The sequence below is a fragment of the Bradyrhizobium sp. TM233 genome (assembly GCF_036247965.1).
Classification (GTDB): Bacteria; Pseudomonadota; Alphaproteobacteria; order Rhizobiales; family Xanthobacteraceae; genus Bradyrhizobium; species Bradyrhizobium ottawaense.
Map to the genome: position 1 here is coordinate 113782 of NZ_BTIG01000005.1, position 16254 is coordinate 130035.

Genomic DNA, 16254 nt, shown 5'->3' on the forward strand with positions numbered 1-16254 from the left:
TGTCCGGGGGGACAGAAAGCGCTATATCAGCGCCAATTCATCTTCTCATACGATCCGCGTAGTGAGAGTGGGCCCGAAAGGACCCGCTCTTTTTTATTACCCGAACGCGGCTTGGCGGAAGATGCGGCCCGACGCGCTGTCGGGGAGTTCCGAAGCGGGCTTTGAAAATCTTAACCAAGCCTTAACCCAAGCCTTATCCAACGAGCGCCTTGACCCCTGATATGACCGAACCGAACACTGGTTCCACGGATGCCGAGTTGCTGGCCGAGCCGAGGCTCGTGGTCGAGCCGGGCGTGGCGGCACGTGTGTCCGCGGTCGCAGCGCCGGTGCTCGAGGGCATGGGCTACCGCCTGGTGCGGATCCGTATTTCCGGGGAGGCCGGCTGCACCGTGCAGGTCATGGCCGAGCGGCCGGACGGCTCGATGCAGCTCGAGGATTGCGAGGCGATCTCGCGGGCGCTGTCGCCCGTGCTCGATGTCGCCGATCCCATCGATCGCGCCTATCGGCTGGAAATCTCCTCGCCCGGGATCGACCGGCCGCTGGTCCGCCGCTCGGATTTCGAGCGCTATTCCGGCCATCTGGTGAAGATCGACATGGCGGTGGCCCATGAGGGACGCAAGCGGTTCCGCGGCACGCTCGGCGCCGTCGAGGGCGACCGCGTGCACCTGCGTCGCGACGACGCCAAGGCGAGCGATAATCCCGACGTTCTCCTGACGATGGAAGATATCGGCGAAGCCCGCCTGGTGCTGACCGACGATCTGATCGCGGAATCCATGCGCCGCGGCAAGGCCGAGGAGCGCCAGATGCGCCGGGACCTCGGCATCGAGCCGCCGGCAGCACCGCACGCGGAGATCAGTGCGAAGATCACCAAGAACACCAAGCCGCAAAAAAAGAAGCCGGCCCCGACCAATACGAAGAAACATCGCCTTGCCGCCGAACGCGCGCGGCGCGGTGAGATCGAGCCTGACGAAGGAGACTAGCCATGGCAGTCAGCGCCAATCGACTCGAATTGCTCCAGATCGCGGACGCGGTTGCCCGCGAAAAATCGATCGACCGCGGCATCGTGATCGCGGCGATGGAGGATGCCATCGCCAAGGCGGCGCGCGCACGTTACGGCAGCGAAACTGACGTTCACGCCGAGATCGACCCGAAGAAGGGCGAGCTGCGGCTGTCGCGCCACATGCTGGTGGTCGAGAAGGTCGAAAATCATTCCAACCAGATCTCGCTGGTGGACGCGCAGCGCGCCAATCCCGGTGCCCAGGTCGGCGACACCATCGCAGACACCCTGCCACCGCTGGAATATGGCCGCATCGCCGCGCAATCGGCCAAGCAGGTCATCGTGCAGAAGGTGCGCGAGGCCGAGCGCGACCGGCAATATCAGGAATTCAAGGATCGCATCGGCGACATCGTCAACGGCGTCGTCAAGCGCGTCGAATATGGCAGTGTGATCGTCGACCTCGGCCGTGGCGAAGCCATCATCCGCCGCGACGAGATGCTGCCGCGCGAAGTGTTCCGCAACGGCGATCGCGTCCGCGCCTACATCTTCGACGTCCGCCGCGAGACCCGCGGCCCGCAGATCTTCCTCTCCCGCACCCATCCGCAGTTCATGGCGAAGCTGTTCGCGCAGGAAGTGCCGGAGATCTATGACGGCATCGTCGAGATCAAGGCGGTTGCCCGCGATCCGGGCTCGCGCGCGAAAATCGGCGTGATTTCCCGGGATTCCTCGGTCGATCCGGTCGGCGCCTGCGTCGGTATGCGCGGCTCGCGCGTGCAGGCCGTGGTGAACGAATTGCAGGGCGAGAAGATCGACATCATTCCGTGGTCGCCCGACATCGCGACCTTCGTGGTCAACGCGCTGGCGCCGGCCGAAGTGTCCAAGGTCGTGATCGACGAAGACCGCGAGCGCATCGAGGTCGTCGTGCCCGACACCAACAACCAGCTCTCGCTGGCGATCGGCCGCCGCGGCCAGAACGTGCGTCTGGCCTCACAACTCACCGGCTGGGACATCGACATCCTGACCGAGCAGGAGGAATCGGAGCGCCGCCAAGCCGATTTCGAGAACTCCACCCGCGTCTTCATGGAATCGCTCAACGTCGACGAAGTGGTCGGCCAGCTGCTGGCGTCCGAAGGCTTCACCTCGGTCGAGGAACTCGCCATGGTGGACCTCAAGGAACTCGCCAGCATCGAGGGTTTTGACGAGGAGACCGCGCAGGAGCTCCAGAGCCGCGCCCGCGAATATCTCGAGCAGCAGGAAGCGGAGATCGAGGCCAAGCGCAAGGAGCTCGGCGTCGAGGACGCCGTCAAGGACGTGCCCGGCGTCACCTCCAAGATGCTGGTGAAATTCGGCGAGAACGACATCAAGACGGTCGACGACCTCGCCGGCTGCGCCACCGACGATCTGGTCGGCTGGACCGAGCGTAAGGAAGGCGGCGAGCAGACCAAGTTCGCCGGCGCGCTCGACGGTCTCGACGTCTCCCGCGACGATGCCGAGGCCATGATCATGCAGGCGCGCGTCAAGGCCGGCTGGATCACCGAGGCTGACTTGGCCAAGCCGGCCGAAGAGGCTGAGGCGGCTGAAGATCAGCCGGCTTAAGGGCAAAGGAGAATGTCGCCCGGATGCTCGCAGATACTGACCACGATCTCGACAATGGCCCGCGGACCGAAAGGTCCGCGACCATGCGGATGTGCGCGGTCAGCCGCGAGGTCCGGCCGATCGACGAGCTGATCCGCTTCGTCATTTCGCCGCAGGGCGACGTAGTTCCAGATCTCAAGCGCAAGCTGCCCGGGCGCGGCATGTGGCTCACCGCCTCGCGCGGGGTGGTTGCGGAAGCCGTCCGGCGTCACCAATTTAGCAAGGCCTTCAAGCGCGAGCTGCGCATCCCTCAGACGCTTCCCGCCGACATCGAGGCGCTCCTGGTTCGGAGCGTGACGGAAGCCCTTGGGATTGCTGCCAAGGCAGGCCAGATTGTGGCCGGCTTCGGCAAGGTCGAAAGCGCCCTTCGGGAAGGCACGGTCGGGGTCCTGATCCACGCCAGCGACGGGGCCGCGGACGGAATCCGCAAATTGGACATGCTGGCGCGTCAAAATGCCGGAAATCGCGGCGCCAAGCCGCAGATTCCCGTCGTCACCGCGCTGAAATCGTTAGAATTGGATTTGGCACTGACCCGGTCAAATGTGATACATGCTGCCCTGCTCGCGGGCCCGGCGAGCAGGTCATTCCTGTCACGTAGCCAGATGCTGGTCCGATACCGGATGGCGGACGCTGACAAGACTGCCGAAAAGCCCGGCCAGGATTTCTGAGAGATACGACGACCCGATATGACGGTGCGGCAACGCACAACACTGATAAATCAGGATTAGGACTGCTGAATGGTTGATACCAAGACCCCTGACGACAAGAAGCTGAGCGTTCCGAGCAAGACGCTATCGCTCAAGCCGCGCGTCGAAACGGGCACTGTCCGCCAGAGCTTCAGCCATGGCCGCAGCAAGCAGGTCGTGGTCGAGAAGCGCGGCAAGCGCCGCATCGACGGCAGTGCCGAACCGCAGGCTCCCACGGTTGTCGCGAAGCCGGCGCCGGCCGCGCCAACTCCGACGCCCGCTCCGTCGCGCCCGGCGCCACCGCGCAACGCCGGATCCGGCGTGGTGCTGCGCACGCTGACCGAGGACGAACGTTCCGCCCGCGCCAGCGCGCTGGCCGATGCCAAGGTGCGCGAAGTCGAAGAGCGCCGCCAGGCCGAGGAAGAGGCCCAGCGCCGCGCAGTTCGCGAAGCCGCTGAACGCGTCGAGCGCGAAGCTGCCGAATCCCGCCGCAAGGCCGAGGAAGAGCGTCACCGTCACGAGGACGAAGCCAAGCGCAAGGCAGAGACCGAGGCCAAGAAGCGTTTTGGCGAAGGCGAGCAGCCGGCATCCGCACCGCGCCCGGCGGCAGCAGCCCCGGCCGCTCCGGCGCCGCGCCCCGGCGCCCCCGCAGCCCGCCCCGGCACCACCACGGCACGCCCGGGAACATCGACCGCGCGCCCCGGAACGACCACAGCCAGACCGGCAGGTGGCCCGTTGGGCCGCGCTCCCGCGGTTGCTGCCGGCCCGGACGAGGACGATGGTCCGCGCCAGATCCGCCGCGGCCCCGGCGGCGCCGCGCGTCCCGTGGTAGCCCCCAAGCCCACCCACAAGCCCGGCCCGCAGAAGGAGCGCGGCCGCCTGACGGTCGTGACCGCATTCAATGCCGACGATGTGCGCGAGCGCTCGATCGCCTCGTTCCGTCGCCGCACCCAGCGCCTGAAGGGCCATGCCGCGAACGAGCCGAAGGAAAAGCTCATCCGCGAGGTGGTCATTCCGGAAGCGATCACCATCCAGGAGCTCGCCAACCGCATGGCCGAGCGCGCGGTGGAAATCATCCGCATGCTGATGAAGCAGGGCGCGATCCACAAGATCACCGACGTGATCGACGCCGACACTGCGCAGCTGATCGCCGAAGAGCTCGGCCACACCGTCAAGCGCGTTGCTGCGTCCGACGTTGAAGAAGGTCTGTTCGACGCCACCGACGATTCGACCGACACCGAGACCCGCTCGCCCGTGGTGACCGTCATGGGTCACGTCGACCACGGCAAGACCTCGCTGCTCGACGCGCTCCGTCATGCCAACGTCGTCTCCGGCGAAGCCGGCGGCATCACCCAGCATATCGGCGCCTATCAGGTGCTGTCGCCCGAAAGCGGCAAGAAGATCACCTTCATCGACACGCCCGGCCACGCCGCGTTCACCGCGATGCGCGCGCGCGGCGCCAAGGTGACCGACATCGTCGTGCTGGTGGTTGCGGCCGATGACGGCGTCATGCCGCAGACGATCGAAGCCATCAACCACGCCAAGGCGGCGCGGGTGCCGATCATCGTTGCCATCAACAAGATCGACAAGCCCGACGCCAAGCCCGAGCGCGTGCGCACCGAGCTGCTCCAGCACGAGGTGCAGGTGGAATCCTTCGGCGGCGAAGTCGTCGACGTCGAAGTGTCCGCCAAGAACAAGACCAATCTCGACAAGCTGCTCGAGATGATCGCGCTCCAGGCCGATATCCTCGACCTCAAGACCAATTCGGAACGGCCGGCCGAGGGCACCGTGATCGAAGCCAAGCTCGACCGCGGCCGCGGTCCGGTCGCGACCGTGCTGGTCCAGCGCGGCACGCTCCGGGTCGGCGACATCATCGTCGCAGGCGCCGAGATGGGCCGCGTCCGCGCGCTGATCTCGGATCAGGGCGAGACCGTGCAGGAAGCGGGTCCGTCGGTACCGGTCGAAGTGCTCGGCTTCAACGGTCCGCCGGAAGCCGGCGATCGTCTCGCCGTGGTCGAGAACGAAGCCCGCGCCCGCCAGGTCACCAGCTACCGTGCGCACCAGAAGCGCGAGAACGCGGCGGCCTCGATCTCCGGCATGCGCGGCTCGCTCGAGCAGATGATGTCGCAATTGAAGACCGCGGGCCGCAAGGAATTCCCGCTGATCATCAAGGCCGACGTGCAGGGCTCGCTGGAAGCGATCCTCGGCTCGCTGGAGAAGCTCGGCACCGACGAAGTCGCAGCCCGCATCCTGCATGCCGGCGTCGGCGGCATCTCGGAATCCGACGTGACGCTGGCCGAAGGCTTCAACGCCGCGATCATCGGCTTCTCGGTTCGTGCCAACAAGGAGGCCGCTGCGGCCGCCAAGCGCAACGGCATCGAGATCCGCTACTACAACATCATCTACGACCTCGTGGACGACGTGAAGAAGGCGATGAGCGGCCTGCTCGCGCCGACCTTGCGCGAAACCATGCTCGGCAATGCCTCCATCCTGGAGATCTTCAACATCTCCAAGGTCGGCAAGGTCGCCGGCTGCCGCGTCACCGACGGCACCGTGGAACGCGGCGCCAATGTGCGCCTGATCCGCGACAACGTCGTCGTGCACGAAGGCAAGCTGTCGACGCTGAAGCGCTTCAAGGACGAAGTGAAGGAAGTCCAGTCCGGTCAGGAATGCGGCATGGCCTTCGAGAACTACCACGACATGCGTGCCGGTGACGTGATCGAGTGTTACCGCGTAGAGACGATCCAGCGCTCCCTGTAAGTCCAAATCTTACCGAAGCGCCCGGATCTTTTTGAACTGAAATTGCGGGAGTGCGATGGCCGGATTTTTTCCGACCATCCACCCCTCTTCGTTTCAACAGGACAAATGACAATGCCCGTGTCCCAAACACGGGCATGACGAGGTGATTTTCGAGAATGCCACGCCATCATCAGAAAAAAAATTCCGCACCGGGCGGAGGCTCGCAACGTCAGTTGCGCGTCGGCGAGCAGGTTCGCCACGCGATGGCCGAGATTCTGGCGCAAGGCAATGTGCATGATGCGGATCTCGAAGGTCACATCATCACCGTGCCGGAGGTGCGGATGTCGCCCGACCTGAAGCTCGCGACAGTCTATGTGATGCCGCTCGGTGGCCGTGACACCGAGGTCGTCATCGCTGCGCTCGAACGCAACAAGAAGTTTCTGCGCGGCGAGGTCGCGCATCGCGTTAACCTGAAATTTGCACCTGATCTTCGTTTCCGCGTCGACGAACGATTCGACGAAGCGGAACGGATCGAGAAACTTTTGCGAACACCTGCGGTGCAGAAGGACCTCGAAGGGGACTTGGAACAGGATCCGGAGACGGATCGGGAAGAAGAACGATGACGATGGACCCGGCTCACGACACGATCAGCGGCGAACAGGCCGATCAGCGCGACGTGCAGAAAAATAATTTTGCGGACATCGGCGGCGATTCTCAGCCGCATCAGGAGCCGCGCCGCGTCAACAACGATCCGCGCGCCAATGCCAAGCAGAAGGGCAACCAGGTTCGCCGCGACCGGCGCGACGTCCATGGCTGGGTCGTGCTCGACAAGCCGATCGGCATGACCTCGACGCAGGCGGTTGCGGTGCTCAAGCGCCTGTTCAACGCCAAGCGCGCCGGACACGCCGGCACGCTCGATCCGCTCGCCTCGGGCGGGCTACCGATCGCGCTCGGGGAAGCCACCAAGACCGTTCCCTTCGTCATGGACGGCCGCAAGCGCTACCAGTTCACGGTGTGCTGGGGCGAGGAACGCGACACCGACGACATCGAGGGCCGGGTGACCGCGACCTCCGACCAGCGTCCGACCCGAGAGGCGATCCTGGCCCTGTTGCCCCGCTTCACCGGGGTGATCGAGCAGATCCCGCCGCGCTATTCCGCGATCAAGGTCCAGGGCGAGCGCGCCTATGATCTCGCCCGCGACGGCGAGGTCGTGGAGCTGGCCGCCCGTCCGGTCGAGATTCATCATTTAACCCTTGTGGATCAACCGGATAACGACCGGGCCGTGTTCGAGGCCGAATGCGGCAAGGGCACCTATGTCCGGGCGCTGGCCCGCGATATGGGCCGGATTCTCGGCACTTACGGCCATATCTGCGCGCTCAGGCGGACCCTGGTCGGCCCATTTGGCGAAAACGACATGATTCCGCTGGATCAGCTGGAGGCTTTGTGCGATAGAGCCGCGTCCGGCGAGGGTAGCCTCGCGGACGCGCTTATGCCCGTTGAGACCGCGCTGGACGACATCCCGGCACTGGCCGTCACTCGGGCTGATGCGGCAAGGCTCCATCGGGGCCAGGCCGTTTTATTGCGCGGACGGGATGCGCCCACTTGTAGCGGCACAGTCTATGTCACGGTGGCAGGCCGTCTTCTCGCGCTTGCTGAAGTCGGCAATGGCGAAATCATCCCCAAGCGTGTGTTCAACCTGACCGGCCTGACTGCCAGCCCCGGTCGCAACGAGAGAAATTGACGATGTCGATTGCCGCAGAACGCAAAGCGGAAGTCATCAAGACGAATGCCAACAAGGCCGGCGACACCGGCTCGCCCGAGGTTCAGGTCGCGATCCTGTCGGAACGCATCAACAACCTCACCAACCATTTCAAGACCCACGTGAAGGACAACCATTCGCGTCGCGGCCTCTTGAAGCTGGTCTCGACCCGCCGCTCGCTGCTCGACTACCTCAAGAAGCGGGACGAGGCGCGTTACAAGGCGCTGCTCGAGAAGCACAACATTCGTCGTTAAGAGTTCTTGCGCGCGCCAACGGCGCGCGTTTTCGCACGTGGTTTCGAACGAAAGCGCTTATTTTAAGCTTTTTGATCGAGGTTACGCGCACGTCGGATGCGGGCCGTTGACGGCCAGCATCCGGGCATGATGAGCGAAGATCGCAATTCGGTGTTCGCATTCGTGCCGACTGACAGTCCAGCAGCAATCCGGCGGCTGGGCACAACGGGCAAGGCGCCCGTATGACCCGAAAGGATGGACGCCATCCGAAATCCAAAAACCATGGCAGGATCGCAGGACGCTGATCGCCCGCTTCGATCAACGTCCCGCAATCTTGCGCATGGTTTTTGTTTTTCGAGAGCCGTCCCTTCTTTCGAGAACCCATGAAAGAAGACCTCTATGTTCAATAAGCATTCAGTCGAGATCGACTGGGGCGGACGCCCTCTCAAGCTGGAAACCGGCAAGATCGCCCGCCAGGCCGACGGCGCCGTCGTCGCCACCTATGGCGAGACCGTTGTCCTCGCCACCGTCGTCGCGGCGAAGGCGCCGCGCGAAGGCGTCGACTTCCTGCCGCTGACCGTCGACTACCAGGAGAAGACCTACGCTGCGGGCCGCATTCCCGGCGGCTATTTCAAGCGCGAGGGCCGTCCGACCGAGAAGGAGACGCTGGTCTCCCGCCTGATCGATCGTCCGATCCGTCCGCTGTTCGTCGACGGCTGGCGCAACGAGACCCAGGTGATCGTCACCGTGCTCTCGCACGACATGGAAAACGACCCGGACATCGTCGCGCTGGTGGCGTCGTCGGCGGCGCTGACCCTGTCGGGCGCACCGTTCAAGGGTCCGATCGGCGCGGCCCGCGTCGGCTTCGCCAATGACGAGTTCATCCTCAACCCGACGCTCGACGAAATGGTCGACACCCAGCTCGACCTGGTCGTCGCCGGGACCGCCGACGCCGTGCTGATGGTGGAATCGGAAGCCAAGGAGCTGAACGAAGACATCATGCTCGGCGCCGTGATGTTCGGTCACCGCCACTTCCAGCCGGTCATCAACGCGATCATCGAGCTCGCCGAGAAGGCCGCCAAGGAGCCGCGCGAAGTCACCGTCATCGACAATTCCGCGCTCGAGAAGGAGATGCTCGGCATCGTCGAGCAGGAGCTGCGCGCCGCCTACGCCATTCCGGTCAAGCAGGATCGCTACGCCGCGGTCGGCAAGGTCAAGGAAAAGGTGATCGCTCACTACTTCCCCGAAGGGCAGGAGCCGAAATACGACAAGCTGCGCATCAGCGCCGTGTTCAAGGAGCTCGAGGCGAAGATCGTTCGCTGGAACATCCTCGACACCGGCAAGCGCATCGACGGCCGTGACTCCAAGACCGTTCGTAACATCGTCGCCGAAGTCGGCGTGCTGCCCCGCGCCCACGGCTCGGCGCTGTTCACCCGCGGCGAGACCCAGGCGATGGTCGTGACCACGCTCGGCACCGGTGAGGACGAGCAGTACATCGACGCGCTGTCGGGAACGTACAAAGAGACGTTCCTGCTGCACTACAACTTCCCTCCCTACTCGGTCGGTGAGACCGGTCGCCTCGGCGGCACCAAGCGCCGCGAGATCGGCCACGGCAAGCTGGCCTGGCGCGCGATCCACCCGGTGCTGCCGCCGCATCACGAATTCCCCTACACCACGCGCGTGGTGTCGGAGATCACCGAGTCGAACGGTTCGTCCTCGATGGCTTCGGTCTGCGGCGCCTCGCTCGCGCTGATGGATGCCGGCGTGCCGTTGAAGCGGCCGACCGCGGGCATCGCGATGGGCCTGATCCTCGAAGACAAGCGCTTCGCGGTTCTCTCGGACATCCTCGGTGACGAAGACCATCTCGGCGACATGGACTTCAAGGTCGCCGGTACCGAGCAAGGCATCACCTCGCTCCAGATGGACATCAAGATCGAGGGCATCACCGAAGAGATCATGAAGGTCGCGCTCGCGCAGGCCAAGGATGGACGTATCCACATCCTCGGCGAGATGGCCAAGGCGCTCACCAACGCCCGTGCCGAGCTCGGCGAATACGCGCCGCGCATCGAGACCTTCAAGATCGCCACCGACAAGATCCGCGAAGTGATCGGCACCGGCGGCAAGGTGATCCGCGAGATCGTCGAGAAGACCGGCGCCAAGGTCAACATCGAGGACGACGGCACCGTGAAGGTCGCCTCCAGCGACGGCGAGGCGATGAAGGCCGCGATCAAGTGGATCAAGTCGATCGCCTCCGATCCGGAAGTCGGCCAGATCTATGACGGCACCGTCGTCAAGGTGATGGAGTTCGGCGCCTTCGTGAACTTCTTCGGCTCCAAGGACGGTCTCGTCCACATCAGCCAGCTCGCTTCGGCGCGCGTGCAGAAGACCTCCGACGTCGTCAAGGAAGGCGACAAGGTCAAGGTCAAGCTGCTCGGCTTCGACGACCGCGGCAAGACCCGCCTGTCGATGAAGGTGGTCGACCAGACCACCGGCGAAGACCTCGAGGGCAAGGGCGGCGACGGCGAGAAGGCCCCGCGCGAAGCCGCCGGCGAGTAAGCGCTCCGCACCACATCAGAAACACGAAGGGCGGCCGAGAGGCCGCCCTTTTGTTTGTCGCTTGCTCCGGGGTGATCTGCGCCCCCTCTCCCGCTTGCGGGAGAGGGGGCAACACGGCGTCAGGAGGCCGCGATGTCGTAGCGGTCGAGGTTCATCACCTTGGTCCAGGCCTTGGCGAAGTCCTTCACGAACTTCTCCTTGGCGTCCGAGGTGGCATAGACCTCGGCGTAGGCGCGGAGCTGCGAGTGCGCGCCGAAGATCAGATCGACGCGCGTGCCGGTCCACTTGACGGCGTTGGTCTTGCGGTCGCGCCCCTCGTAGGTGCCGTCGGCCGCCGGCGTCCATTGCGTGCTCATGTCGAGCAGGTTGACGAAGAAGTCGTTGGTCAGCGTTCCCACCTTGGAGGTGAAGACGCCGTTCTTCGAATTGCCCGCGTTGGCACCGAGCACGCGCAGGCCGCCGAGGAGCGCCGTCATCTCGGGCCCGGAGAGCCGCAGAAGCTGCGCGCGGTCGACGAGCGCCTCTTCCTGCTGCATGAACTGATGCCGCTTGCCGATGAAGTTGCGGAAGCCATCGGCCCGCGGCTCCAGCGGAGCGAAGGACTCCGTATCGGTCTGCTCCTGCGAGGCGTCCATGCGGCCCGGCGTGAAGCCGACCTTGACGTCGACGCCGGCATCCTTGGCGGCCTTCTCGACCGCGGCAGAACCGCCGAGCACGATGAGGTCCGCGAGCGAGACCTTCTTCGCGCCTGAGGACGCGTTGAAGTCCTTCTGGATCGCTTCGAGCTTGCCCAGAACCTTGGAGAGCTGAGCCGGCTGGTTCACCTCCCAATCCTTCTGCGGGGCAAGACGGATGCGCGCGCCGTTGGCGCCGCCGCGCTTGTCCGAGCCGCGGAACGTCGAGGCCGACGCCCAGGCGGTCGAGACCAGCTCGGAGACCGACAGACCCGAGGCCAGGATCTTGCTCTTCAGCGCAGCAATGTCCTGCTCGCTGGCCAGCTCGTGATTCACGGCCGGAATCGGATCCTGCCAGATCAGCGTCTCCTTCGGCACCAGCGGGCCGAGATAACGCTGGATCGGACCCATGTCGCGATGGGTGAGCTTGAACCAGGCGCGGGCAAAGGCGTCCGCGAACTGAGCCGGATTCTCCAGGAAGCGACGCGAGATCTTCTCGTAGGCCGGATCGAAGCGCAGCGAGAGATCGGTCGTCAACATCGTCGGCCGGTGCTTCTTCGACTTGTCGAAGGCGTCGGGGATGATCGCGTCGGCGCCCTTGGCCGTCCACTGCTGCGCACCGCCCGGGCTCTTCGTCAGCTCCCATTCGAACTTGAACAGGTTCTCGAAGAAGTTGTTGCTCCACTTCGTCGGCGTCGTCGTCCAGGTCACCTCAAGACCGCTGGTGATGGAATCACCGGCGAGGCCCGAAGCGTGCTTGCTCTTCCAGCCGAGGCCTTGATCCTCGAGCGCGCCCGCTTCCGGCTCCGGACCGACCAGCGACGGATCGCCGGCGCCGTGGGTCTTGCCGAAGGAGTGGCCGCCGGCGATCAGCGCGACGGTCTCTTCGTCGTTCATCGCCATGCGGGCGAAGGTCTCGCGGATGTCCTTGGCGGCGGCGACCGGATCCGGCTTGCCGTTCGGGCCTTCCGGATTGACGTAGATCAGGCCCATCTGCACCGCGCCGAGCGGCTCGGCGAGCTGGCGTTCACCGCTGTAGCGCTCATCACCAAGCCAGGTGCCTTCGGGACCCCAATAGAGCTCTTCCGGCTCCCAGACGTCGGCGCGGCCGCCGGCGAAGCCGAAGGTCTTGAAGCCCATCGATTCCAGCGCGACGTTGCCGGCGAGAACCATCAGGTCGGCCCAGGAGAGCTTGCGGCCGTATTTCTGCTTGATCGGCCACAGCAGCCGGCGCGCCTTGTCGAGGTTGGCGTTGTCGGGCCAGCTGTTCAGCGGCGCGAAACGCTGCTGACCGGCACCGGCGCCGCCGCGGCCGTCGGTGATGCGGTAGGTGCCCGCGCTGTGCCAGGCCATGCGGATCATGAGGCCGCCATAGTGACCGAAGTCGGCGGGCCACCACTCCTGCGAGTCCGTCATCAGCGCGGTCAGGTCCTTGACGACCGCGTTAAGGTCGAGCGTCTTGAATTCCTTGGCATAGTCGAATTCGTCGCCCATCGGATCGGACAGGCCGGAATTCTTGTGCAGCATCTCGATGCTGAGCTGAGTTGGCCACCAATCGCGGTTCGCTGGCACGCGTTTTCCACCCGAAAACGGGCACTTCGAAGTGTCGTCCATGAATACCTCCTCTGGTGGCGTCGAACTCGCGCCTTTGACCAGGTAGAACCACTCTAAGCGTCGCGTCCTATCAGGTAAAGTTGACTTTAATGATCGCTGCGATAGGATTTTCTGATGATAAACCTGACGCTGCGCCAGCTCCGGTATTTCGACGCTCTGGCGCGTCACGGCCATTTCGGCCGCGCGGCCGAGTCCTGCTCCATCTCGCAACCGGCCTTGTCGATGCAGATCAAGGAGTTGGAGGAGACGCTCGGCGGCCTGCTGCTGGAGCGGAGCGCCCGGCAGGTGGCGCTGACGCGGTTCGGCGAGGAACTCGCGCAACGCGTCCGCGACATTTTGCGCTCGGTCGATGAGCTCGGCGATTTCGCCCGCGCCTCGCAGGACCGCTTCGCCGGCCGGCTGCGCATCGGCATGATCCCGACCATCGCGCCCTATCTGCTGCCCACCATCACCAAGAATCTCACGCGCATGCATCCGGAGCTCGACATCCGCGTGCGCGAGACCATGACGCCGCGGCTGATCCAGGAGCTGGTGGAAGGACGGCTCGACACCGCCATCGTGGCGCTGCCGGTGTCCGAGCCCTCGCTCACCGAGGTCGCCCTGTTCGAGGAAAAATTCCTGCTGGTCCGGCCCGGCGCGGATGAGGGGACGCCGGCGCCGTCGCGCGAGATGATGCGCGAGATGCGGCTGCTGCTGCTCGAAGAGGGGCACTGCTTCCGCGATCAGGCGCTGTCGTTCTGCAACATGCAGTCGGCGCCGCCGCGCGAGATGCTGGATGCCAATTCTCTGTCGACGCTGGTCCAGATGGTCAGCGCCGGCATCGGCGTGACCTTGATTCCTGAAATGGCGGTGGCGGTGGAGACGCGATCGGCCTCGGTCTCGCTGGCGCGCTTCCGCGACCCGCAGCCATCGCGCACCATCGGCATGGTCTGGCGCAAGACCAGCCCGCTGGCGCGGCAGCTGCTGCAGATTTCCGAGGTGGTGTGCCTGTCGGCCGGCAAGGTGCGCGCAGGCCCATCTGTGCGCAGCCAACGGGCCTGAAGCTCCGATGTCGCATCCGATCATCCGCCCCGCCCGCGCCGACGAATATAACGAGGTCGGCCGCGTCTGGATGGAGAGCTGGGTCTCGACCGGGCTCGGCGAGGCCAGCGACTTTCTACTCGCGAATCTCCGCGCGCGCATCCGGCGCGAGATCGAGAACGGCTGGAGCCTGTTTGTCGCTGATGATCGCGGCACGATCGCCGCCATGCTGGCGCTGCATCTGCCAAAACTCTATCTCGACATGCTGTTCGTCGCGCCCGACTATCAGGGTCAATCGCTCGGGCGAAAGCTACTCGCCTTCACGCGCACGCAAATGCCCGACGAGATGCACCTGCGCTGCGTGCGCGAGAACGAAAAAGCCTGGCGCTGGTACGAGCGCGAAGGTTTTGTGTTCGAAAAGGAAGAGATCGAGCCGGCGAACGGGTTCATGATGAAGTATTACCGGTGGAAACGGCAGCGACCAACGGGATAGACGACGAGCTCCGAGTGCAGCTTGCGGTTGTCACGATGTCACCCTAGTGTGGCGTGTCTGACAACTTCCTGCCGCCACTCCCCTGGAATCTATGGTTCGTATCGCCCTCTCGCTGGTCGCGCTGCTGTCCCTTCTGACCTCGGCAGTGGCGCAAAATCCTCCGACGGGACGCGACACAAGCTATCGCTCGTCCGCTTCCTGCGGCTGGACTACATTTGGCGTTTTGGCCCGGCTGGTCGTCGTTGCGGCCGTGGCATGGTGCTTTCCGATATATGCTTGGGCGCAGACCAAATCGGGACCTCAAGGGACGGAGACGACAGGACCAGCCGTCAAGCAGCGCGCCAACAGCAAGACGACTACGCGGACGGCCAGATCTGCTCCCGTGGCCGGCGGCTCGTGCGACTTCGGTGTCGTCATCACCACCGGCGATGAGTTCACCGTGCAGACGACCGGCCTGACCATATTTCAGAACAAGAAGACGGTGGTCCCGATCCCAGGCTGGGGGCTGAGCGATCTGATCTTCGCGCGGACTCGCGCCGCGATCCCTGCCGGCGCGTCCGTTCTGAGAATCACCTACAATCCGGCGAAATTTCCTCCCCGCGATGAGTCAAAGGACACGTTGAAAGATAGGTTGGTCCGCGATCCCAATGCGGAGCTGGCCGGATACATGCGCGAGGCCGTGAAAGGAACGAATTGCCGGCACTACATCCAGATCCTCAATGCAATCAGTCCGATCGGGTCATCAAGCTATACGGTCCGCGGCTTCGGCATCCTCAACCAGGATGTGGTGCTCGGGCGTCGCATCTTTCTCCACGCCCTGGCGTTTGTCCGCATCTTTGACGGGCGCGCCTTTGCCATCGTCAGACAGAGCTCTGCGCTGATCAACCTGGATCATTCGCTGGCGGTGCAGAGGTTTTTGGGCAAGCTCGTCGGCGGCCCTTATCGCGAGTTGCCCGCAGAATCGTTTCCAACGCACCCTGAAGATGCCGCCGACAATCCCGCACTGCGCGACGGCGTGCGCGCCATGCTGGCGGAAAGCCTCGACAAGACGTTGCCGCTTTTGCTTGGACGTCGACCAGCAGCACGCCAAAGCGACACTGAACAACGTTGACCCACATGTCGTTTACGCTGGTTGGCATCGACCCAGGCGTAGTGCGTTGCGGATACGCGGCAAACACGGCATGAATTGCACGCTGCTGGCCTTCCGCCGATGAAAGGTTCCCGCCATGATCAAGCTCTATTGGTCGCCCCGCTCGCGCTCGTTCACGACGCTCTGGCTGATGGAAGAGAGCGGCCTGCCCTATGAGCGCGTGCTGACCGACATCTCGACCGGCGCGCAAAAGGCGCCGGATTTCCTCAAGGTCAATCCGATGGGGAAAGTGCCGGCGCTCAGCGACGGCGATGCAGCCCTTGGCGAGGCCGCGGCCATTTGCGCCTACATCGCCGACCGCTACCCCGAGACGAAGCTCGCACCCGCCGTGACCGACCCGCGCCGCGCGCGCTATCTGCAATGGCTGTTCTTCTCCACGGGCTGCATCGAACCTGCCATCATCCAGATCTTCACCAAGATCGAGATCCCGACCTCGACCGCGGCCTGGGGCAGCGCGACGCAGGTGTTCGACGTTCTGGAAGCTGCGCTCGCCGAGGGGCCGTGGATTCTCGGCGAGGAATTTTCGGCCGCCGACATCACGATCGGCTCGGGCCTGAATTTCGCGGTGCGCCTGTTCAAGATGGTGCCGTCGCGCCCTGCCTTTGACGCCTATCTCGCGCGCTGCATGTCACGTCCCGCGTTCCAGCGGGCGGAGAAGATCGCGGCGGGATAGACGAACTCTCGTAGCAACCATTAAA

General features: G+C 64.4%; 13 protein-coding genes. 12 read left to right on the forward strand and 1 reads right to left on the reverse strand.

The genetic code is table 11. The features are described 5' to 3' along the window. Positions 1–221: 221 nt before the first annotated feature. From rimP to pnp, 8 genes are all read left to right on the forward strand, one after another. Positions 222–980: a ribosome maturation factor RimP gene (gene rimP / locus AABA86_RS14310; protein ID WP_212243499.1), complete on the forward strand. Its 759-nt coding sequence runs from the start codon at positions 222–224 to the stop codon at positions 978–980. Between the two features lie 2 nt (positions 981–982). After that, complete coding sequence (nusA, locus tag AABA86_RS14315) at positions 983–2593, forward strand: transcription termination factor NusA (protein ID WP_212243498.1); 1611 nt, start codon at positions 983–985, stop codon at positions 2591–2593. Positions 2594–2616: 23 nt separating this feature from the next. Further along, entirely contained in the window at positions 2617–3300 is a 684-nt protein-coding gene (locus AABA86_RS14320; RefSeq protein ID WP_212243497.1) for an RNA-binding protein, read from the forward strand. A 69-nt stretch (positions 3301–3369) separates the two neighbouring features. After that, entirely contained in the window at positions 3370–6078 is a 2709-nt protein-coding gene (infB, locus tag AABA86_RS14325; RefSeq protein WP_212243495.1) for a translation initiation factor IF-2, read from the forward strand. Positions 6079–6233: 155 nt separating this feature from the next. Continuing rightward, entirely contained in the window at positions 6234–6680 is a 447-nt protein-coding gene (gene rbfA, locus AABA86_RS14330; RefSeq protein WP_212243493.1) for a 30S ribosome-binding factor RbfA, read from the forward strand. Further along, positions 6677–7798, forward strand: coding sequence for a tRNA pseudouridine(55) synthase TruB (gene truB, locus AABA86_RS14335; RefSeq protein WP_212243491.1), 1122 nt, complete (start codon positions 6677–6679; stop codon positions 7796–7798). The genes rbfA and truB overlap by 4 nt, the downstream gene beginning before the upstream one ends. A 2-nt stretch (positions 7799–7800) precedes the next feature. Next, entirely contained in the window at positions 7801–8070 is a 270-nt protein-coding gene (gene rpsO, locus AABA86_RS14340) for a 30S ribosomal protein S15 (RefSeq protein WP_008131787.1), read from the forward strand. A 378-nt stretch (positions 8071–8448) separates the two neighbouring features. Further along, positions 8449–10605 carry a polyribonucleotide nucleotidyltransferase gene (gene pnp, locus AABA86_RS14345; RefSeq protein WP_338307261.1) on the forward strand — a complete coding sequence of 719 codons (2157 nt, stop codon included), beginning with the start codon at positions 8449–8451 and terminating at the stop codon, positions 10603–10605. A gap of 119 nt (positions 10606–10724) precedes the next feature. On the opposite strand, the gene katG is transcribed toward pnp, so the two are convergent. Then, positions 10725–12893 (reverse strand): catalase/peroxidase HPI, encoded by a 2169-nt coding sequence (gene katG / locus AABA86_RS14350; protein WP_338307262.1) that lies wholly within the window; start codon positions 12891–12893, stop codon positions 10725–10727. A 114-nt stretch (positions 12894–13007) separates the two neighbouring features. Between katG and AABA86_RS14355 the strand changes: the two genes are divergently transcribed. The 4 genes from AABA86_RS14355 (at position 13008) to AABA86_RS14370 (ending at position 16229) form a co-directional block, all read left to right on the forward strand. Continuing rightward, positions 13008–13934 (forward strand): hydrogen peroxide-inducible genes activator, encoded by a 927-nt coding sequence (locus tag AABA86_RS14355; protein WP_212243483.1) that lies wholly within the window; start codon positions 13008–13010, stop codon positions 13932–13934. Positions 13935–13941: 7 nt separating this feature from the next. Beyond that, positions 13942–14406, forward strand: a complete 465-nt coding sequence (locus AABA86_RS14360; protein WP_212243477.1) for a GNAT family N-acetyltransferase — start codon at positions 13942–13944, stop codon at positions 14404–14406. Between the two features lie 91 nt (positions 14407–14497). Beyond that, entirely contained in the window at positions 14498–15517 is a 1020-nt protein-coding gene (locus tag AABA86_RS14365; RefSeq protein WP_338307263.1) for a hypothetical protein, read from the forward strand. Between the two features lie 115 nt (positions 15518–15632). Continuing rightward, positions 15633–16229: a glutathione S-transferase family protein gene (locus AABA86_RS14370; protein ID WP_212243475.1), complete on the forward strand. Its 597-nt coding sequence runs from the start codon at positions 15633–15635 to the stop codon at positions 16227–16229. Positions 16230–16254: the final 25 nt, after the last annotated feature.

What these genes read in the sequence shown, in the direction of transcription:
- rimP (WP_212243499.1), top strand. Translation starts at nt 222, where the DNA reads ATGACCGAACCGAACACTGGTTCCACGGATGCCGAGTTGCTGGCCGAG.
- nusA (WP_212243498.1), top strand. Translation starts at nt 983, where the DNA reads ATGGCAGTCAGCGCCAATCGACTCGAATTGCTCCAGATCGCGGACGCG.
- AABA86_RS14320 (WP_212243497.1), top strand. Translation starts at nt 2,617, where the DNA reads ATGCTCGCAGATACTGACCACGATCTCGACAATGGCCCGCGGACCGAA.
- infB (WP_212243495.1), top strand. Translation starts at nt 3,370, where the DNA reads ATGGTTGATACCAAGACCCCTGACGACAAGAAGCTGAGCGTTCCGAGC.
- rbfA (WP_212243493.1), top strand. Translation starts at nt 6,234, where the DNA reads ATGCCACGCCATCATCAGAAAAAAAATTCCGCACCGGGCGGAGGCTCG.
- truB (WP_212243491.1), top strand. Translation starts at nt 6,677, where the DNA reads ATGACGATGGACCCGGCTCACGACACGATCAGCGGCGAACAGGCCGAT.
- rpsO (WP_008131787.1), top strand. Translation starts at nt 7,801, where the DNA reads ATGTCGATTGCCGCAGAACGCAAAGCGGAAGTCATCAAGACGAATGCC.
- pnp (WP_338307261.1), top strand. Translation starts at nt 8,449, where the DNA reads ATGTTCAATAAGCATTCAGTCGAGATCGACTGGGGCGGACGCCCTCTC.
- katG (WP_338307262.1), bottom strand. Translation starts at nt 12,893, where the DNA reads ATGGACGACACTTCGAAGTGCCCGTTTTCGGGTGGAAAACGCGTGCCA.
- AABA86_RS14355 (WP_212243483.1), top strand. Translation starts at nt 13,008, where the DNA reads ATGATAAACCTGACGCTGCGCCAGCTCCGGTATTTCGACGCTCTGGCG.
- AABA86_RS14360 (WP_212243477.1), top strand. Translation starts at nt 13,942, where the DNA reads ATGTCGCATCCGATCATCCGCCCCGCCCGCGCCGACGAATATAACGAG.
- AABA86_RS14365 (WP_338307263.1), top strand. Translation starts at nt 14,498, where the DNA reads ATGGTTCGTATCGCCCTCTCGCTGGTCGCGCTGCTGTCCCTTCTGACC.
- AABA86_RS14370 (WP_212243475.1), top strand. Translation starts at nt 15,633, where the DNA reads ATGATCAAGCTCTATTGGTCGCCCCGCTCGCGCTCGTTCACGACGCTC.